We start from the raw sequence: 16,894 nt of genomic DNA on the forward strand, positions 1-16,894 counted from the left end.
AGCCCGCCGAGCATCTCCGCAGCGAACGCCACCAGCCGCGGCCTGACCTGGTCCATCTCCTCCGGGGTCACGGATCAGAACACGACCACATCACGAGCCGGATCAGCGGTAGCGACACACGTAACAAAGTACTACTAGTCTTCCGTTCATGCCCGAGGGCGACACCGTCTGGCTCTCCGCGCGGCGAATGCACGACGCCTTCGCCGGCCGCGGACTCGTGCGCTCCGACTTCCGTGTGCCGCGGCACGCGACCGCCGACCTGACCGGCAGGACGGTCGAGGAGGTCCTCGCGCGCGGCAAGCACATGCTGACCAGGGTCGAGGGCGACGTCACGCTGCACACCCACTTCCGGATGGACGGGAGCTGGCACCTGCACCCTCCTGGCACCCGCTGGCGGCGTCCCGGCCACCAGGCCAGGATCGTGCTGGCGAACGAGGAGTGGGAGGCCGTCGGTTTCTCGTTGCACGACGTCAGGCTCGTCCGGCGCAGCGCGGAGGAACGCCTCGTCGGCCACCTGGGGCCCGACCTGCTCGGGCCCGACTGGGACCTCGCCGAGGCCGTGCGCCGGCTACGCGCCGCACCGCACAGGGACGTCGGCCTCGCCCTGCTCGACCAGCGCAACCTGGCCGGCATCGGGAACTTGTACCGCACCGAGGTCCTGTTCCTGCACGGCACCTCGCCGTGGACGTCCGTCGGCGACGTGGTCGACCTCGACCGGCTGGTCTCGCGTGCCCGCGATCTGCTGCTGCTCAACCGGGACGACTGGCCACAGGTCACGACCGGCGACTCACGGCGGGGCCAGCACCACTGGGTCTTCGAGCGTGCGGGACGTCCGTGTCGGCGGTGCGGCGCGACGATCCGTACGGCACGGCAGGGTAACGCCCCCGACGACCGCGTGACGTACTGGTGTCCGTCGTGCCAACAGGGCCCCGCGGCAACGAACCGTTCCTAGTCGATTTAGATACCCCCTTGGGGTACCGGGTATTCTGTGCTACGTTCCGTCTTGCCCGAACGAGAGCGTTCCTGATCCTGGGAGACAGCGATGACCGCACAGACGACCTCCACCACACGTCCCCACCCCTTGCTTCGTCGATGGCCTGTGCTGGCCGGGCTCGCGTTCACCGCGCTCGTCGCCTTCGACATGGCCGCCGGCATGGACCTCGCGCCGGTACTGGCCGCGTCGGCGGTGGTCTACCTGGGCACGGCGGCGTTACGGAAGCCCGTCGCGGCCTGGCCGATATTCTTCGCCACCGTCGTCATCATCACCGTGGGGAAGTTCGCCGGCTTCGACCCGACCTGGGTCGTGCTGGGTGCGGGCGTCCTCCTGCTGGGTTACGGCCTGGTGCGCGGCGCGCTGCGTCCCGCGTCAGGACTGCCGCTGCAGACGCTCGGCCTGCTCGGCTTCGGTGCCGCCGCCGCGATCGCGCTGTACGTCAACCCGGTGTTCGGCGGCTACCTGGTGGCGGTCGGCCTGCTCGGCCACGCGGCGTGGGACCTCTACCACCACAGGACCAACAAGGTCGTGGTCCGCTCACTCGCCGAGTTCTGCCTCGTCCTCGACACCGCCCTGGCCGTGACGATCATCGTCGTGACCGCGACGGCCTGACGCTAGAGCCCGGCCTGCCGCCAGGAGCGGGGGGACGGGGCCACCCGCAGGCGCTCGACGAGCGACGGGCCGCGGCCGGCCTCGGGGCCGACCCCGTAACGACCCAGGCCGGTGCGCAGGACGGAGAGCCCGGCCATGCCGGGGAGTGCGGCGATCCGACCGTCGATCTGCGCGATGCGACCGTTGCCCGTCTCACCGCCCAGCAGGTAGCCGAACACCAGCGCCGTCTCCTGCCGGGGGTGGATGCTCGAGCCGAGCGGCCCCCACAGGGTCCTGAGTGCGAGCCGCGAGATCCGGCGGGCCCGCGCGGAGCGGGCGAGCCGGGACTTCGCCTGGTCCTCGTAGAACGCCGAGTGCTGGGCGCGCTGCTCACGCACCCGACCGAGCAGGGTGGCCAGCACGGGATGGTCGTCGACCTCGAGGATGCGGTCGTACGCGACCTGGGTCGACCACTCGTTGATCGCTCCCCAGGTCATGTGCACCGCGGTGATGTCGTCACCGATCACGTTCGCCAGCATCGAGCGGTAGACGGGCGCCATGCTGTCGCGCCAGCCGAGCGACGAGCGCATGCGCTGGATGAGCGCGTTGTCGATCGTGATGCCGTGCGCGCGCAGGACGCTGGCCACGCCCTCGCTGTGCCAGAAGTTCTCGTACGTCCACCGGGTGAGGAACGCCGTCGCCGTCGCGTCTTTGTGCGTCGGGGTGATCAGCAGGTCGCGCAGGTAGCAGATGGTGTGGCGTTCGACGTCGAACATGTAGCGCAGGGCGCGCAGCGTCGGGTTGCGCAGCGGGCGTCTCGCGAACGCGTCGTAGTCGAGATCCTCGTACGCGACGCGGGTGAAGCCGTGCACGCCGGGATCGATATCGAAGGCCATGGCCGGGCCGGGCTACGCGGCGACGCTGGCGAACGGTGCCTGCGGGGCACCGGTGCCTGCGATGGCACCCGGGACCTCGGCGACGGGGGTCTCCTCGAGCGCCAGCAGGGAGCTGGTGTCACGGAGCACCTCGGACAGGCGCACCCCCAGCGCGAAGCAGATGGCCGCGAGCAGCTCGGAGGACGCTTCCTTCTGGCCGCGCTCGACCTCGGAGAGGTACCCGAGGGACACGCGCGCGGAACTCGACACCTCGCGGAGGGTGCGGCCTTGACGCATCCGGTGCTGGCGCAGCACGTCTCCGATTATCTGGCGAAGCAGCATGGGCGACGTCCCTCCCTCCGGTCCGGTGGTTGCAGCGGTCCTCACGACTCCACCGTATACGCCCCGGCCGTCACATGGAGCACCAGAGGCGCTGCTCATCTGTCAGCGAACAACCGCGAGGAGCAGATCAAAGGCAACGCGGGCGGCCTCGTCGCGTATTCCCGCCCGGTCGGTGGCCGTGATCGCGGGCGAGTCGACCGTGAGCCCGGCCGGCCCGTCGACGGCGACGTGCAGGGTGCCCGGTGCCTTGCCGTCCTGCGGGTCGGGGCCGGCGACCCCGGTGAGCGCGAGCCCGTAGGTCGCGCCCAGCAGCGACCGCACGCCCGTGGCCATCTGCCCGGCCACCTCGGGATGGACCGCGCCCTCCCGCTCGAGCAGGCCGGCGTCGACGCCGAGCACGGACGCCTTGACGTCGGTCGCGTACGCGATCACGCCGCCGCGGAACGCATCGGAGGCACCGGGAACGGCGGTCAACTGCATGCCGACGAGGCCACCGGTCAACGACTCCGCGATGGCCACGGTGGCGTCGTTCAACCGGAGCGCCGCGAGCACGCGGGTGGGACGGTCGATCACTGCTCGGTTGCCTGCCGGCGCAGCCGAAGTGCCCGCCACAGGTAGTCGACGCCGGTCGCGACCGTGACGACGACGGCGCCGCCCATCACGACCCACCTGCCGATGTCGAGGCCGAGCCACTCCAGCGGCAGGATGAACAGGGCGATCGCCACGATCTGCAGGACGGTCTTGAGCTTGCCGCCCTTGCTCGCCGCGATCACGCCGTGCCGGATCACCCAGAACCGCAGCAGCGTCACACCGACCTCGCGCACCATGATCACGATGGTCACCCACCACCACAGCTCGCCGATGAGCGAGAGACCGACGAGCGCCATGCCCATCAGCGCCTTGTCGGCGATCGGGTCGGCGATCTTGCCGAAGTCGGTGATCAGATCGCGGCGCCTGGCGAGCTCGCCGTCAAGGTGGTCGGTGAACGACGCCAGCAGGAAGACCACCAGGGCTCCGAGGCGCCACCCCATGCCGGGCTGCAGCAGCATCCAGCCGAACACGGGCACGAGCAGGATGCGCAGGACCGTCACCGCGTTGGCCAGGTTGACGATCGGGACGGGCCTGGCCGGCTCGGGGCGACCCTCGAGCGGGTCGGCGTTCGCGGGACTCACGGGGCCTCCGCCCGGACTCCGCCGGCGGCGTCGGCCGTGAGGTCGACGCCCTCGCTGCCGACGACCCGGGCGCGCACGATGTCACCGACCCGTGCGGGGGCGCTCGGTGCTGACTGCCTCCGGCGGTCTTGCGACAGGCTGACTGTTGTCATGCCATCCACCTCGGGTCCCTGGTGTGCGGCGCAGCCCTCGGCGACCGATCCGTCGGTCGACTCGACGAGCACGTCGATCTCGTCGCCGACACGCTCCTCGGCCCGCTGGGCCACGAGCTCGTCGACGAGCCCCGCGAGGCGCTCGACGCGTTCGTCGACGACCTCCTGCGGCAGCTTCTCGTCGTAGCCCACGGCCTCCGTGCCGTCCTCGTCGGAGTAGCCGAACACGCCGATGGCGTCGAGACGCGCGGCGGAGAGGAACTGTTCGAGCAACTCGACGTCGTGCTCGGTCTCCCCGGGGAACCCCACGATGACGTTGGTGCGGGCACCGGCGAGTGGCGCTCCCGCGCGGATGCGTGCCAGCAGGTCGAGGAACTGCTCACCGTCGCCGAACCGCCTCATCCGCCGCAGCACGCGACCGCTGGCGTGCTGGAACGACAGGTCGAAGTAGGGGGCGAGGCCGTCGGTGGAGGTCATCACGTCGATGAGCGTCGGCCGCATCTCCGCGGGCTGCAGGTAGCTCACCCGGACGCGCTCGATGCCGTCGACACCGGCCAGCTCGCCGAGTAGCCGCTCGAGCAGCCTGACGTCGCCGAGGTCCTTGCCGTACGAGGTGGAGTTCTCGCTGACCAGGACGAGCTCGCGCACACCCTCGCCGGCGAGCCAGGCCGCCTCGTCGAGCAGGTCCTCGGGCCGGCGTGAGACGAAGGCGCCGCGGAACGACGGGATCGCGCAGAACGCGCAGCGCCGGTCGCATCCGGAGGCGATCTTCAGCGGGGCGATGGGGCCGGAGCCGAGCCGCCGGCGCAGGGTGCGCGGACCGCCGAGCCGGCCGGCGAGACCGACCTCGGTGTCGCGGTCGGCGACCGACCGGTGCCCGGGCACGACGGTGCCGGAGCCCTGGCGGTCGACCGGCGTGATGGGCAGCAGCCTGCGCCGGTCCTGCGGCGTGTGCGCGGCGGGCGTACGTCCCGCGAGGATGTCGTCGAGTCGGACCGCGATGTCCGGATAGTCGTCGAAGCTCAGCACGGCCGCCTCGGGCAGCTCCGCCGCGAGGTCCTTGCCGTACCGCTCCGCGAGGCAGCCGACCGCCACCACCCGGGGAGCGTCGTCGGACTCGTCGGCGGCCGCGAGAAGGGTGTCGATGGACTCCTGCTTCGCCGCCTCGACGAATCCACAGGTGTTCACGAGTACGGCGTCCGCGCCCGCGGTGTCGTCGACCAGCGACCAGCCGCCGTCCTCCAGGCGGCCGGCGAGCTCCTCGGAGTCGACCTCGTTGCGGGCACAGCCGAGCGTGATCAGGGCTACGCGTCGGTCAGGCACAGGCGTAGAGCCTACGCGAGGCGGGTAACGACGGTGGCGGGCGGCGGGTGCGCCGGTCAGGGCCGGCCGACCCCGGTCCGGTCGGTACGTCCGTCGATCTCGTCGGTCGGTGACTGGCTCGTGCGCCCCGATCCGCCGAGGCAGACCTGCAGGATCGGCAGCCGCAGGCAGAGTCCGCGAGGCGGGTCGTCCGGAGGCGGCACCGGCGCCGGCGTCGAGGCTGGTGGCGGTGGCGGCTTGGGCTCCGTCGGTTCGGTCGGCGGCTTGGGTTCCGACGAGGTCGGCCGTGGCCTGCTCGTGGTCGGCTCGGCGGTGGGCTCCGAGGGCTCGGACTCGACGGGACGGCTCGTCGGCTCCCTCGACGGCTCCGCGGAGCTGGGCTCGTCGGTCGGCTCCTCCGACGGCGACTTCGTCGTCGCCACCTTGGACGTGCTCGCGCTCGGCTCGCTCGTCGGCGGCTGCTGCGTACTCGTCCCCGGCTGGCCGGTGCCGCCGCCCGACCCCTGCGCCGTGGGCTGCGCCTGGGGCTCGTCGCGGTCGAACAGGTCGGCGCCGACGGTCGCCCAGGCGGTCACGCCCAGGCACAGCGCCAGGACGACGGCGACCGCGACGCCGGTGGCCGGGTTGCGGGTGGTCTTGCGCAGCCAGCCCCAGAAGCCGGGCAGGAAGCCGAGGAACACCCCCGCCTTGCCGGCGGCCGCGAGGTACGGCGTGGCCGCGGTGCCCAGCACGATCGGCGCGAGCAGGAAGCGGAAGCCGGAGTTGACCTCGACGAGGTCGAGGTAGACGATCCGGCACGCGTCGCACTCGTCGAGGTGCTCACGGACCCGTCCGCTCTCGCGGTTGGCCAGCTTGTCCCTGACGTACGCGCCGAGCCGCTCGGTGACCCAACGGCACTCCTTGCCCTCGACCGCGGCAAGGTGCTGCTGGAGGTAGAGCTGCCGCAGCCGCTCCCTGGCGCGGTAGGCGATCGCGGACACGGCGTTGGGGTTGAGCCCGAGGAGCGGCGCGACCTGGGCGGCCGACTCGCCCTCGACCTCGGTGTGCCAGAGCACCGCCTGCCAGCGCTCGGGCAGGCCGGCGAAGGCGCGGGCGGCGTACGCCTGGTCGAGCTTGCTGACGGCCGGGTCGTCGTCGGCCTGGGGGCGTTCGTAGTCGGCGACGTCCTCGACGGGCTCGACCTTGGTGCCCGCACGGCCGCGGTCGATGTGGACGCGGCGCATCGTCGTCAGGACGTAGGCGCGGACGGCCGACTCGGGGCCGCCGCCGGACTTCAACGTGGTGAGCAGGCGGGCGAACGACTCGGCGACGAGGTCGTCGGCCTCGGCATGGTCACGGGTGAGCACCCGGGCCAGTCGCCTGGCGGCCTCGATGTGTCGCCGGTACACGGCGTCGAACGCCTCGGCGTCGCCGTCGCGGACGGCATCGAGCAGCGCCGCGTCGCTCGGGGCGTCTGCCATCTCCGCTGCGGCCAGCGCTTCTTCCCGCCGCGCATGCTTCGCGGCAGAGCGCCCGCCATCCCCACCTGTGTCGCTCATCGAGACAGAGGATACGGGCCGAGAAAAAAGTTCGGGAAGTTCGCGTCATAGTCCGCGGCCCACGCCGTCTCCCCCGTAACGCACGGCTCCGGCCCTATCGGCCGAACCGTACGTGTCGGTCGATGGGGGTCGGCCGAGCGAGCTGTCGCGCCCCAAGGGGGGAAGGGGCCGGCAGGTGCCAGCGGTGCTGGCGCACCTGGGCCCCGCTGGGGGGCGGGGCTCAGGTCTCCTCACCGCTTGCTGTTACCGGGGGAGAGAAGGGGTACGTGGACCGGCGCTGCGTGACCGCGACGTCCCAACGGGGGCGACGTCGGGGTCCCGCACGCCCTTCCGCGGCCGGCCAAACGGCTATCACGGCCGATATGACGACACTCCGGACCGCCTGGCGGAACGAGTCGCTCGTCCGCGGCTGGCGCCTGCCGGAGGACTGGTGGACGTCGCAGGTCGACGCGATCCTGTCCGCGGTGATCGCCGAGGAGCCCCTGGGCGACGGCTGCGCCGCCCTCGCCGCGGCCCGCGCGGAGGCCGGCGTCGGCCTGCCGGAGGGCTACGACGACCTCTGGGCGCTGTTCTCCGTCCTGCACCGGATTCCGCCCGCACCGCTCGTGCGGCGATTTGCCGAGTCATACGTTGAGTCAGCACCGTCGGGCATTTTGTGTACGGAGAGTATCGATCCTCTCACCGGCCTACTGCCCGTCGAGTACCTGCGCGCCCGGCTGGGCGAGGTCTACCGCGAGGCGACGGCGGCCGCGACCGAGGCGCGTACGCGGCACGGCCTGGTCAGCGTCCGGTTCGCCGCCCTGCCGATCGGGTGGGAGAACGTCACCTGGCGGCTCGCCGTCGGCCGGATCCTGCGGACGGCGTTCGCCCGTGGGGAGACGATCGCCGAGATCGGCCCCACGGTGGTCGGCGTCCTCACCCGCCGCGAGACCGCGGTCTCCGAAGGGGCGCTGACGGTCGACCTGCGAGCCACCGTCGACTGCGACGTCGACGTGCGCCGGCTCGGGTTGCCCGCGACGTTGCCCGGCGCCCTCATGCTGCTCGACGTCCTCGCCGAGCCCGACACGTCCCATGTCTCCCGAACGAAGCCCCACGATTGAGGTGAGCGCCGTGAGTTCAGGCCAGCATCGACGCCGAGGCGAGTCCCTGAGACAGCGCCTGACGAGGCTCGTCGGATCCTCGAGCGGCAACCACCGCCGCCGCAAGCAGGACGCCGACGCATCCGTGCAGCAGCGCGGATCGGAGACCTCGAGAAGGGAGCGCGGCCATGGCGGCATCGCCGAGCACCACGCTGCCTGACCTCCACGCCTACCGCGTCGTCGACCTCATCTGGTGGTGAGGCCCGCGGTCGAGCCTGGCGCGCGGACTGGTCATCCCTCCGCGGCTGATACCGGTCACGGCATCAGCCGACATCTCATGTCGGTCCGCGCGCCAGCCAGTAGCCCGCGAAGTTGTCCACATATTGCCTGCGACGCCGTCGAAGGCGGCCGAACGCCCACACACTGAACGGGTCGGTGCGGGGTGCATCGGCCGAACCGAGGTGAGGCAGGAGGCACAACCGTGGTCACGTTCGACATGGGCAACGCGACGCTGTCGACGTTGGCGGGCAAGACGTCGGGGTCGTCGGAGGACCTCGGCGGGCTGGTGCGCCAGCTCGTGGTGGCGGCGACTCCGCTCGAGGGGCGGATGAACGGGTCGGGACGTGCGGCGTTCGACCGTTTCAAGGCGCGGTCCGACCGGATCGCGACCGACCTGGGCCGCGCACTCGGTTCCGTGCACACCGGACAGGTGATGATGGACCGCTCGTTCCGTGACGGCGACGACACGATGGCCGGCAACGGCACCCACGCGATGGGCGCGGCGAACTTCGACGGCGCGCGGTTCCGCGGGTGAGGGGCACGATGAGCGCAGGAGCTGACGAGCGAGCCGCAGGTAGGGGTCGCGACTCCCTCGGTACCCATCAGGGCGTCCCCGCGACACCTGCCGGAGGCGAACGAGGAAGCGGGCGCGTGGGGCCATGACCACTCTCGACCGCAGGAGCTACGACACCGGCGCGTCCAGCGAGGTGCAGGCCAACGTCAACCGCATCGCGGGTCGCCTGGAGACCCTGATCGCGCAGCGCGCGTCCGACGCGAACATCGCGCTGGGCGACTTCGAGGCACAGGATGTCTCTGCCGACTACTCGGCGAAGGAGAAGTCCTGGGGCACCGCGGCGACGGAGACGATGACGATCATCCGGCTGCTCCGCACAACGATGGCCGGCAACGACGACACCGCCTCGCAGACCGTGACCCGCGCCCGGTCCGCCGTCGCCGGCATCGTCTGAGGCGGGTCGGCACATGGCGAAGTGGGACATCGAGCCCGCGGGCGTCCGCGGCGTCGTCATCCGTACGCAGGCCGCCGGCCAGGGGTTCGAGAAGGCAGGCAGGTCCTACGCGGGCGGCGCCCGCGGTGCAGCCGGCAGCGCGGGCAGTCCTCTCGTCACGCTCGCGTTGCAGAGCTTCGCGAAGCACCACCGCAGGACCCTGACGGGTCTGGTCGACAAGACCGTGGCATCCCTCACGGCAGCCGTCGAAGCGACGAACGCCTACCTCGACGGCGACCTCGAGATGGCCGAACGCGCCCAGCGCCACGGCGCCACGACCAACGGGGTCCACAAGCAGCTGCCCCGCCGCTGAGAGGAGATCACGGCCGTGGTCGCGGAGGCTGGTAACGCTGCCGGTGGGGTGTTGTCGACGATCGACCCGACGCGGATCCCGTTGTTCGAGGGTGACCTTGCGAGTGTGGAGGTGGCGGCGGCACGGTTCCGTAAGGCCGGGTCGCGGTGCGTCTCGGCGGGTGTGGGGGTGGACTCGCGGTTCCAGGGCCTGTCGTCGTGTTACCGGGCGCCGGAGCGGTGGGAGCTGTTGGCCTCGACCGCGCGGGTCCGTACCGGCGCGGCGTCCTTCGGGTCCGATCTGAAATCGGTCGGGGACGCGTTAGCGGATTACGCGGCGGAGATGCGGCCGGTGGCGGCGGCGTTGAGCCGGTTGTTCGATCAGGCGATGGCGTTCACGGTGGAGGTGTCCGGTGACGGCGCCTGGGACCGCGACAAGTCCGCGGTCGCGCGGAACAACTCTCTGATCCAGGCGGTGTCGGCGCAGGCGGAGGCGAAGGCCGCGATCGAACGGCGCTGCGCGAACCGGATCGAAGCCCTGGTCGGCGGCCGGGTCTGGCACGCGGCCGACCGACCCGGCGACCCGAGGTTCGCGTACGGGTCAGCGGACATCCCCGACAACGCCGCCACGCCGTGGGGTGCACCGGCGGACTGGCAGGCACCGTGGGACCACGGCGTCCTCGGCGCGGTCGCCGACTTCTACAAGGGCGTCTGGATCGACGGGATCGGCGGCCTCGCCCTTGGCGTGACCACGCTGACCGGGCAGAACGCCGTGCTGCCCGCCGCCGCGGCGCTGACCGGGCACGGCACCTGGGCCCAGGTCGGCGACGCGCTACGCGCCACCGGACACGCCTGGGCCGGGCTCGGCATGACCGCTGCCGGGCTGCTGCTGTACGCCAACCCGATCAGCTCCCCGCTGGTCTGGGCCAGCCACGCCACCGGCACCACGCCGCGCTGGGTCGCCGCGAGCGGCCGCGCATGAAAGACACCGCCAAGGCCACCGTCGCCTGGGACACCTGGCGCACCAACCCCGCCCGCGCCACCGGCGCCACCACCATCAACGTCGTCACCTGCTTCCTGCCCGGCGGCGAAGCCACCACAGCCCTCAAAGCAGCCAGAGGAATCCGCGGCGCCACCGACACCGGCCTACTCGGACGGTTCCTCGGCCACACCGACGACACTCCCGTCCCCCGTCTCCCCGACATCGTCCCCGACGCAGCAGCCACAGCCGCACGTGCCGGTGACCAGCTGCCACCCACCGTCGGCGACCTCGCCAGATCGATCGGACACGATGCACGGCCCCACTTACCAGACCTCGACGACCCGCTCGCTTCCACGGTCCGCGAACAGGACACCCGCACTGCCAAGGAGTGCAACGAATCGTCGGCACGCAACGGACCTCCCGACGAGATCCGTGAGCCCGACAAGGACTCGGCAGGCAGTAGCAGGCGTGAGGACCCTGTGGATGGCCCCGAGAACCGCGAAGGCCCCGATTCCGATTCTGCGGCGCTGCACGAGCGTGCGCCTGAGCATCGGGGTGGCAGAAGCCACGTGCATGAGACAGAGTGGCCGATCGTCGCAAGCGCCAACGAGATATACAGGTCACCCGCCATGGACGAGTTGCGGGCTGCATACGCCGCAAATCGGCCGACGGTTGTGGAGTTCGCCGGGAGGACTGTCCAGTACGAGCCGGACCTTCCGGCCAGTGGGATGACCTTCGGCGATGCGTTTCTCCTGGGGCCGCGAGCGTTTTCGTCGGAGGGCGAGCTTGCCAAGACCGTGCTACACGGCTACGGGGCGATCATCCGACACTGCGCAGACCCGCATAACACGCCATGGGTCAACGCTTCCACCGATCGCTTCTACTCACTTGACGACACATTCGCACAGCTGGCCGAGGCGGTCGGAACGAGCTTCGAGACGTCGGGGAGAAGGGCACATCTGACTACGTGTCGGAGCCACTCGAGCGCTGCTCGGCTTGACGTCGGACTGGTACTTCGAGGACAAGCTCGGCTTCGCGATCAGTCATGCGCTTCCGGAGGTTCTTGATGACGCCACACAAGCGGTCGAGGACGGCATCCGACGAATTCAGTCCTCTGTCCGCATCGGGTTCAACCTCGGTGGGCAGTTGGCGGACATTGCCGATGTGATCATCGAGGCAGACGTGGTGCGCGCGTGTCGACTTGGCTACGAGATCCTCGACGTGGATTCCTCCCCCGCAACGTTGCTGGTGCTCGCGGCTCTCGTCTTCAGAGGGAAGCTCCCGGTCAGCCTCGAGCTCGGCGCACGACTGCAGACGGTCGGGAATGACCGGATCCGCCGGCGTGTCGACGAGGCGTTCCGTCAACGAGAAGAGCGCTGAGAACCGCACATCACACGGCTCACCCGCCACCATCCGGAGCACATGAGGGGCACCCTCACCGTGCTATGACACGGTCAGGGTGCCGTTGACGTATTGGCGGACACCGACTGGGACGCGGCCGAGCGCGCGACCGGGCCGTCAGGCTTCGCGCTCGTCCGGGTACTCGGCGTCGTCGTCCGACTCGTCGAGCTCCGCACCGACGTCGGTGTCGTCCAGCAGCGGGGGGTCCTCACCGCGCAGGGCCGCGAGCGCCTGGGGGAGGTCGTCCGGCTTGACGATGACGTCACGGGCCTTGGAGCCCTCGCTGGCGCCGACGACTCCCCTGCTCTCGAGGATGTCCATCAGGCGGCCGGCCTTGGCGAAGCCGACGCGGAGCTTGCGCTGGAGCATCGACGTCGAGCCGAACTGCGTGGTGACGATCAGCTCGGCGGCCTGGCAGACGAGGTCGAGGTCGTCGCCGATGTCGTCGTCGAGCTCCTTCTTCTTCGACTGGACGGCGGTGACGTCGTCGCGGTAGCTCGGGTCGGCCTGTTCCTTGGTGTGGGAGACGACGCTGCGGATCTCGGACTCGGAGACCCACGCGCCCTGGATACGCATCGACTTGTTCGCACCCATCGGCAGGAACAGGCCGTCGCCCTGGCCGATCAGCTTCTCCGCGCCCGGCTGGTCGAGGACGACGCGGCTGTCGGCGAGGGACGAGGTCGCGAACGCCAGGCGCGAGGGGACGTTCGCCTTGATCAGGCCGGTGACGACGTCGACGCTCGGCCGCTGGGTCGCCAGTACCAGGTGGATGCCCGCCGCTCGCGCCAGCTGGGTGATGCGGACGATGGAGTCCTCGACGTCGCGCGGGGCCACCATCATCAGGTCGGCGAGCTCGTCGACCACGACGATGAGGTACGGGTACGGCTTGTACTCCTTGTCGCTGCCGAGCTCCGGCTTGAGCTTGCCCGCGCGGATCGCCTTGTTGTAGTCGTCGACGTGCCGGAAGCCGCTCGCCGCCAGGTCGTCGTAGCGCAGGTCCATCTCCTTGACGACCCACTGCAGCGCCTCGGCGGCCTTCTTCGGGTTGGTGATGATCGGCGTGATGAGGTGCGGCACGCCGTTGTACGACGTCAGCTCGACGCGCTTCGGGTCGACCAGCACCATGCGCACCTCGTCGGGCGTCGCCCGCAGGAGGATCGAGGTGATCAGTGCGTTGATGCAGCTCGACTTGCCCGACCCGGTCGCACCCGCGATGAGGACGTGCGGCATCTTCGCGAGGTTCGCGACGACGTAGCCGCCCTCGACGTCCTTGCCGAGCCCGACGAGCAGCGGGTGGTGGTCGCCGGTCGCGGCCGTCGAGCGGAGGACGTCGCCGAGGCTGACGTTCTCCTTGTCGGTGTTGGGGATCTCGATGCCGATCGCCGACTTGCCGGGGATCGGTGACAGGATCCGCACCTCGGCGCTCTTGACCGCGAGCGAGATGTTGCGCGACAGCGCCGTGACGCGTTCGACCTTGACAGCCGGACCGAGCTCGACCACGTAGCGCGTCACCGTCGGGCCGCGGGTGAACCCCGTCACCTGCGCGTCGACCTCGAACTGCTCGAACACCTCGGTCAGCGCGGCGACGACGACGTCGTTGGCCTTCGTCCTCGCCTTGGGAGTGGTGCCCGGCGCCAGCAGGTTGTTCGGCGGCAGCGCGTAGTCGCCCTTGAGCACGAGCTGCTCGGCCGTCGACGGCAGCGGGATCGGCTCGGGCGGTGGGGTGGCCTTGAGCTCCGTCGGCGGCTTGACCGTGGGCTTGACGTCGACGACGGGAGTCTCGAACGGCTCGTCGCCCGCGCGCCCGTCGGTGGCGGCGTCGCCGACACGACTGCGCGACGACCGCCTGCGCAGGGACGGGATCGGCGCGTCGACCCCCGACTCGTCCTCGTCGCCCGCGTCGTCGTCCTGCGCGCCATGCCTGCCCAGGCGGATCTGGTCACGGATCGAACGCAGCCGTGTGGGCACCTCGCGCAACGGGGTGCCGGTGATGACGAGGAACCCGAAGAGACCGAGCAGCCCGAGCAGCGGCACCGCCAGGTAGACCGAGAGCAGCGAGACGAGCGGCAGCGCCGCGAGGAACCCGACGAGACCACCCGACCGCTGCAGCGCCGCGGCGCCGTCCTGCGGCACGGGGAGCCCGGTCGCGATGTGCACGATGCCGAGGATCGCCACGAGCAGCGCGGTCCAGCCGATGACGACGCGCCCCGCCGCGGCGTTGCGCTCCGGGTTGCGCATCAGCCGCCAGGAGGCGAGCAGCAGCAGGAGCGGGACGATCACCCCGAGACGACCGAACCCGCCCGCGACGACGAAGGTGATCGCGGTGCCGACCGGACCGGGCAGCTGCCACCAGACGGCGACGCCGACGACGACCGCCAGCGCGAGGAACACCAGCCCGAGGCCGTCGCGGCGCTGGTCCTGCTCCAGGTCGCGCGCACCCTTGCCGACCATCCGAACGAGCCTGCCGAGCCCTCCACTGACGAGGTACCACAGGCCGGCCACGCCCTTCCAGAGCAGGCCGAAGAGCAGCAGAATCGGGTCGGCGGAGCTCGTCGCGCCGCGCTTCCTCCCGGCCGCGGGACGCTTGGTCGTGCGCGACCGCGTCGACTTCCGCGAGCCCGACCGGGAGGCCGAGCCGCGCGAGCCGCCACGCGCTCCGCTCTTGGGCCTCGACCTGCCGGACGTACGGGTCGCCATGGTCCTCACCGTAACCACTTTTGTCACACCGGTACCACACGCCACACGGACGGTAGCCCGTCCGACAACACCATTCCGCCGAATCCCGTCAACCGACGTTGACATACCGCCAGACGTCAACGTAGATTGACAGACATGACGAGAGCGACGGACCTGGCCACCGCCGCGGGGAATCAGGACCCGCGGGTGGGGCTGCGGGCGGTCGCGGCCCTGCGCCGTCTGCTCGAACAGCTCGAGGCGATCCAGGTCGACAACGCGCGGGCGCACGGCTGGTCGTGGCAGGCGGTCGCCGAGGCGCTCGGCGTCACCCGCCAGGCCGTCCACAAGAAGCACGGAAGGCGCTGACGATGTTCGAGCGTTTCACGCAGGCAAGCCGCGAGGCGGTCATCGCCGCCCAACGCTTCGCGTCGCAGACCCTGTCGCGCGAGGTGCGCGAGGAGCACCTGATGCTCGGCCTGCTCGACGGTGACGACGCGACGTCCGCACTCGTGCTCGACGAGATCGGTGTGACGGCGCAGGCCCGCGCCGCGCTGGTCGACGACCTCATGAACCTCAGCCGCCGCGCGGGCATCGGCACCGCGGACGCCGAGGCCCTGCGCGACATCGGCATCGACGTCGACGAGGTGCTCGGCCGGATGGAGGAGCTCACCGATCCGCCTACCCCCGGGATCCACCCCGCACGCCGCGGCCCGTTCGGCCGGCGGAAGATGCGCAAGGAGCCCGGTCGGCGGCACGTACCGTTCTCCACCGGAACCAAGCGCACCCTCGAACGCACCCTGCGGGAGGCTCTCGACCTGCGCGACAACCACATCGACACCGAGCACATGCTGCTCGCCCTGCTGTCACGCGGCGGTGTCGTCGCCGAGGCACTGGGCGAGCACGGGGTGACGTACGTCGAGGTGCGCCGGGCCATCGCCACCAGAAACCCTTCCGGATAGCGGAAGTCATTATCAGGAGTCACCGCCGCGCGCAAGGGAGTTTCCTCCCCCCTCCGTTCGGGCGCTGCGCCTCCTGCGGTGCCGGCCGCCGGCGGCGAGGCTGGACGCAGGGCCGGACAACCGTCGGCTCGTCCGGCGCATCCAGAGGACTCCCGTATGACGATCGAGGCCGCGCTCGCTCCGCCGACGACGAACTCCGGGAGCACCTTCCCCCCACTGCGACGCCGAATGCAGGAGAGCGGCCTGCTCGAACGCCGCTACGGTTACTACGCCGGCATGATCGGGGTGAACCTGCTCTGCATCGGCGCCATCGCCGCGGCGATGGTGGTCATCGGCCCCTCGTGGTGGCAGCTACTGCTCGCGCTCCCCGCCGCGATCTTCACGGGGCGGACGGCGTTCGTCGGTCATGACTCGGGGCACCAGCAGATCGCCCGCAGCCACCGGGTGAACAAGCTGATCGGCCTGATCCACGGGAACATGCTCATGGGCATGAGCTACGGCTGGTGGAACAACAAGCACAACCGCCACCACGCCAACCCCAACCACGGCGAGAAGGACCCGGACGTGCAGTCCGGCGCGCTGGTCTGGAGCAAGGAGCAGGCCGGCGAGCGACTCGGTGGCGGGGCGATGAACTGGCTGGCCAGGCACCAGGCGTACCTGTTCTTCCCGATGCTCCTGCTCGAAGGCTTCAACCTCAAGGTCTCCAGCATCCGCGCCATGCGCGACCGGTCGCCGAGCGAGCGGATCGTCGAGGGCACCCTCCTCGCCGTCCACCTCGCCGGCTACGTGACGTTCCTCCTGCTGGTGATGTCGCCGCTGCAGGCGCTCGTGTTCGCCCTCGTCCACAACATGCTCTTCGGCCTCCACCTCGGCATGGCCTTCGCGCCCAACCACAAGGGGATGCCGGCACCGCAGCCCGGCCAGCGCTGGGACCACCTGCACCGCCAGGTGCTCACCTCACGCAACGTGCGCGGCGGCGTGCTGACCGACTGGTTCCTCGGCGGCCTGAACTACCAGATCGAGCACCACCTCTTCCCGAGCATGCCGCGCGCCAACCTGGGCAAGGCCGTGCCGATCGTCCGCGATTACTGCAAGGAGATCGGCGTGCCGTACGTCGACGCCAGCATCGTCGGCTCGTACCGCGAGGCCCTGCGCCATCTGCACGAGGTGGGCGAGCCGCTCCGCCTCGACCTCTGACGGAACAGACCGGCGACCGTCCGCGTTGTCGCCTGA

General features: G+C 70.7%; 19 protein-coding genes. 12 read left to right on the plus strand and 7 right to left on the minus strand.

What is annotated here, in order from left to right:
* The first annotated feature begins 148 nt into the window (after positions 1 to 148).
* Entirely contained in the window at positions 149 to 952 is an 804-nt protein-coding gene (locus GEV10_17215) for a DNA glycosylase (GenBank protein ID MQA80197.1), read from the plus strand.
* 90 nt (positions 953 to 1,042) lie between these two features.
* Positions 1,043 to 1,606, plus strand: coding sequence for a hypothetical protein (locus tag GEV10_17220; protein MQA80198.1), 564 nt, complete (start codon positions 1,043 to 1,045; stop codon positions 1,604 to 1,606).
* Between the two features lie 2 nt (positions 1,607 to 1,608).
* Here GEV10_17220 and GEV10_17225 read toward each other — a convergent pair whose 3' ends face one another.
* The 6 genes from GEV10_17225 to GEV10_17250 form a co-directional block, all read right to left on the minus strand.
* Positions 1,609 to 2,481: a ferritin-like domain-containing protein gene (locus GEV10_17225; GenBank protein ID MQA80199.1), complete on the minus strand. Its 873-nt coding sequence runs from the start codon at positions 2,479 to 2,481 to the stop codon at positions 1,609 to 1,611.
* Between the two features lie 12 nt (positions 2,482 to 2,493).
* Positions 2,494 to 2,802, minus strand: coding sequence for a helix-turn-helix domain-containing protein (locus tag GEV10_17230; GenBank protein ID MQA80200.1), 309 nt, complete (start codon positions 2,800 to 2,802; stop codon positions 2,494 to 2,496).
* A gap of 102 nt (positions 2,803 to 2,904) precedes the next feature.
* Complete coding sequence (locus tag GEV10_17235; GenBank protein ID MQA80201.1) at positions 2,905 to 3,414, minus strand: nicotinamide-nucleotide amidohydrolase family protein; 510 nt, start codon at positions 3,412 to 3,414, stop codon at positions 2,905 to 2,907.
* Complete coding sequence (gene pgsA, locus GEV10_17240; GenBank protein ID MQA80202.1) at positions 3,372 to 3,974, minus strand: CDP-diacylglycerol--glycerol-3-phosphate 3-phosphatidyltransferase; 603 nt, start codon at positions 3,972 to 3,974, stop codon at positions 3,372 to 3,374. Before pgsA ends, GEV10_17235 begins: the two co-directional genes overlap by 43 nt.
* Complete coding sequence (gene rimO / locus GEV10_17245; protein ID MQA80203.1) at positions 3,971 to 5,449, minus strand: 30S ribosomal protein S12 methylthiotransferase RimO; 1,479 nt, start codon at positions 5,447 to 5,449, stop codon at positions 3,971 to 3,973. The genes pgsA and rimO overlap by 4 nt, the downstream gene beginning before the upstream one ends.
* Before the next feature lie 56 nt (positions 5,450 to 5,505).
* Positions 5,506 to 6,987 (minus strand): sigma-70 family RNA polymerase sigma factor, encoded by a 1,482-nt coding sequence (locus GEV10_17250; GenBank protein MQA80204.1) that lies wholly within the window; start codon positions 6,985 to 6,987, stop codon positions 5,506 to 5,508.
* 362 nt (positions 6,988 to 7,349) lie between these two features.
* On the opposite strand from GEV10_17250, the gene GEV10_17255 reads away from it, so the two are divergent.
* From GEV10_17255 to GEV10_17285, 7 genes are all read left to right on the plus strand, one after another.
* The gene (locus GEV10_17255; GenBank protein ID MQA80205.1) at positions 7,350 to 8,087 is read left to right on the plus strand and encodes a hypothetical protein; all 738 of its coding nucleotides are present in this window, start codon (positions 7,350 to 7,352) and stop codon (positions 8,085 to 8,087) included.
* 460 nt (positions 8,088 to 8,547) lie between these two features.
* Positions 8,548 to 8,880, plus strand: a complete 333-nt coding sequence (locus tag GEV10_17260; protein MQA80206.1) for a hypothetical protein — start codon at positions 8,548 to 8,550, stop codon at positions 8,878 to 8,880.
* 124 nt (positions 8,881 to 9,004) lie between these two features.
* Positions 9,005 to 9,313 carry a hypothetical protein gene (locus tag GEV10_17265; GenBank protein ID MQA80207.1) on the plus strand — a complete coding sequence of 103 codons (309 nt, stop codon included), beginning with the start codon at positions 9,005 to 9,007 and terminating at the stop codon, positions 9,311 to 9,313.
* Positions 9,314 to 9,326: 13 nt separating this feature from the next.
* Positions 9,327 to 9,665 carry a hypothetical protein gene (locus GEV10_17270; GenBank protein ID MQA80208.1) on the plus strand — a complete coding sequence of 113 codons (339 nt, stop codon included), beginning with the start codon at positions 9,327 to 9,329 and terminating at the stop codon, positions 9,663 to 9,665.
* A 15-nt stretch (positions 9,666 to 9,680) separates the two neighbouring features.
* Entirely contained in the window at positions 9,681 to 10,625 is a 945-nt protein-coding gene (locus tag GEV10_17275; protein MQA80209.1) for a hypothetical protein, read from the plus strand.
* Positions 10,622 to 11,692 carry a hypothetical protein gene (locus tag GEV10_17280; GenBank protein ID MQA80210.1) on the plus strand — a complete coding sequence of 357 codons (1,071 nt, stop codon included), beginning with the start codon at positions 10,622 to 10,624 and terminating at the stop codon, positions 11,690 to 11,692. The genes GEV10_17275 and GEV10_17280 overlap by 4 nt, the downstream gene beginning before the upstream one ends.
* Positions 11,622 to 12,005, plus strand: a complete 384-nt coding sequence (locus GEV10_17285; GenBank protein MQA80211.1) for a hypothetical protein — start codon at positions 11,622 to 11,624, stop codon at positions 12,003 to 12,005. The genes GEV10_17280 and GEV10_17285 overlap by 71 nt, the downstream gene beginning before the upstream one ends.
* A 138-nt stretch (positions 12,006 to 12,143) precedes the next feature.
* Here the strand turns inward: GEV10_17285 and GEV10_17290 are convergent, their stop codons facing one another.
* A complete protein-coding gene (locus GEV10_17290) occupies positions 12,144 to 14,723 on the minus strand; it encodes a DNA translocase FtsK (protein MQA80212.1) in 2,580 nt (859 codons plus the stop codon).
* A 135-nt stretch (positions 14,724 to 14,858) separates the two neighbouring features.
* Here GEV10_17290 and GEV10_17295 point away from each other — a divergent pair, with 135 nt between their 5' ends.
* From GEV10_17295 to GEV10_17305, 3 genes are all read left to right on the plus strand, one after another.
* Positions 14,859 to 15,068, plus strand: a complete 210-nt coding sequence (locus GEV10_17295) for a helix-turn-helix domain-containing protein (GenBank protein ID MQA80213.1) — start codon at positions 14,859 to 14,861, stop codon at positions 15,066 to 15,068.
* A gap of 2 nt (positions 15,069 to 15,070) precedes the next feature.
* Entirely contained in the window at positions 15,071 to 15,661 is a 591-nt protein-coding gene (locus GEV10_17300; GenBank protein ID MQA80214.1) for a peptidase, read from the plus strand.
* A 156-nt stretch (positions 15,662 to 15,817) separates the two neighbouring features.
* On the plus strand, positions 15,818 to 16,858 hold the full coding sequence (locus tag GEV10_17305; GenBank protein MQA80215.1) for an acyl-CoA desaturase: 1,041 nt from the start codon (positions 15,818 to 15,820) through the stop codon (positions 16,856 to 16,858).
* Positions 16,859 to 16,894 lie beyond the last annotated feature (36 nt).

The organism is Streptosporangiales bacterium (assembly GCA_009379955.1).
GTDB lineage: Bacteria > Actinomycetota > Actinomycetes > Streptosporangiales > WHST01 > WHST01.

Coding starts and splice junctions, on each gene's coding strand:
- GEV10_17215 (MQA80197.1), top strand. CDS start 149: ATGCCCGAGGGCGACACCGTCTGGCTCTCCGCGCGGCGAATGCACGAC.
- GEV10_17220 (MQA80198.1), top strand. CDS start 1,043: ATGACCGCACAGACGACCTCCACCACACGTCCCCACCCCTTGCTTCGT.
- GEV10_17225 (MQA80199.1), bottom strand. CDS start 2,481: ATGGCCTTCGATATCGATCCCGGCGTGCACGGCTTCACCCGCGTCGCG.
- GEV10_17230 (MQA80200.1), bottom strand. CDS start 2,802: ATGCTGCTTCGCCAGATAATCGGAGACGTGCTGCGCCAGCACCGGATG.
- GEV10_17250 (MQA80204.1), bottom strand. CDS start 6,987: ATGAGCGACACAGGTGGGGATGGCGGGCGCTCTGCCGCGAAGCATGCG.
- GEV10_17255 (MQA80205.1), top strand. CDS start 7,350: ATGACGACACTCCGGACCGCCTGGCGGAACGAGTCGCTCGTCCGCGGC.
- GEV10_17265 (MQA80207.1), top strand. CDS start 9,005: ATGACCACTCTCGACCGCAGGAGCTACGACACCGGCGCGTCCAGCGAG.
- GEV10_17270 (MQA80208.1), top strand. CDS start 9,327: ATGGCGAAGTGGGACATCGAGCCCGCGGGCGTCCGCGGCGTCGTCATC.
- GEV10_17280 (MQA80210.1), top strand. CDS start 10,622: ATGAAAGACACCGCCAAGGCCACCGTCGCCTGGGACACCTGGCGCACC.
- GEV10_17290 (MQA80212.1), bottom strand. CDS start 14,723: ATGGCGACCCGTACGTCCGGCAGGTCGAGGCCCAAGAGCGGAGCGCGT.
- GEV10_17295 (MQA80213.1), top strand. CDS start 14,859: ATGACGAGAGCGACGGACCTGGCCACCGCCGCGGGGAATCAGGACCCG.
- GEV10_17300 (MQA80214.1), top strand. CDS start 15,071: ATGTTCGAGCGTTTCACGCAGGCAAGCCGCGAGGCGGTCATCGCCGCC.
- GEV10_17305 (MQA80215.1), top strand. CDS start 15,818: ATGACGATCGAGGCCGCGCTCGCTCCGCCGACGACGAACTCCGGGAGC.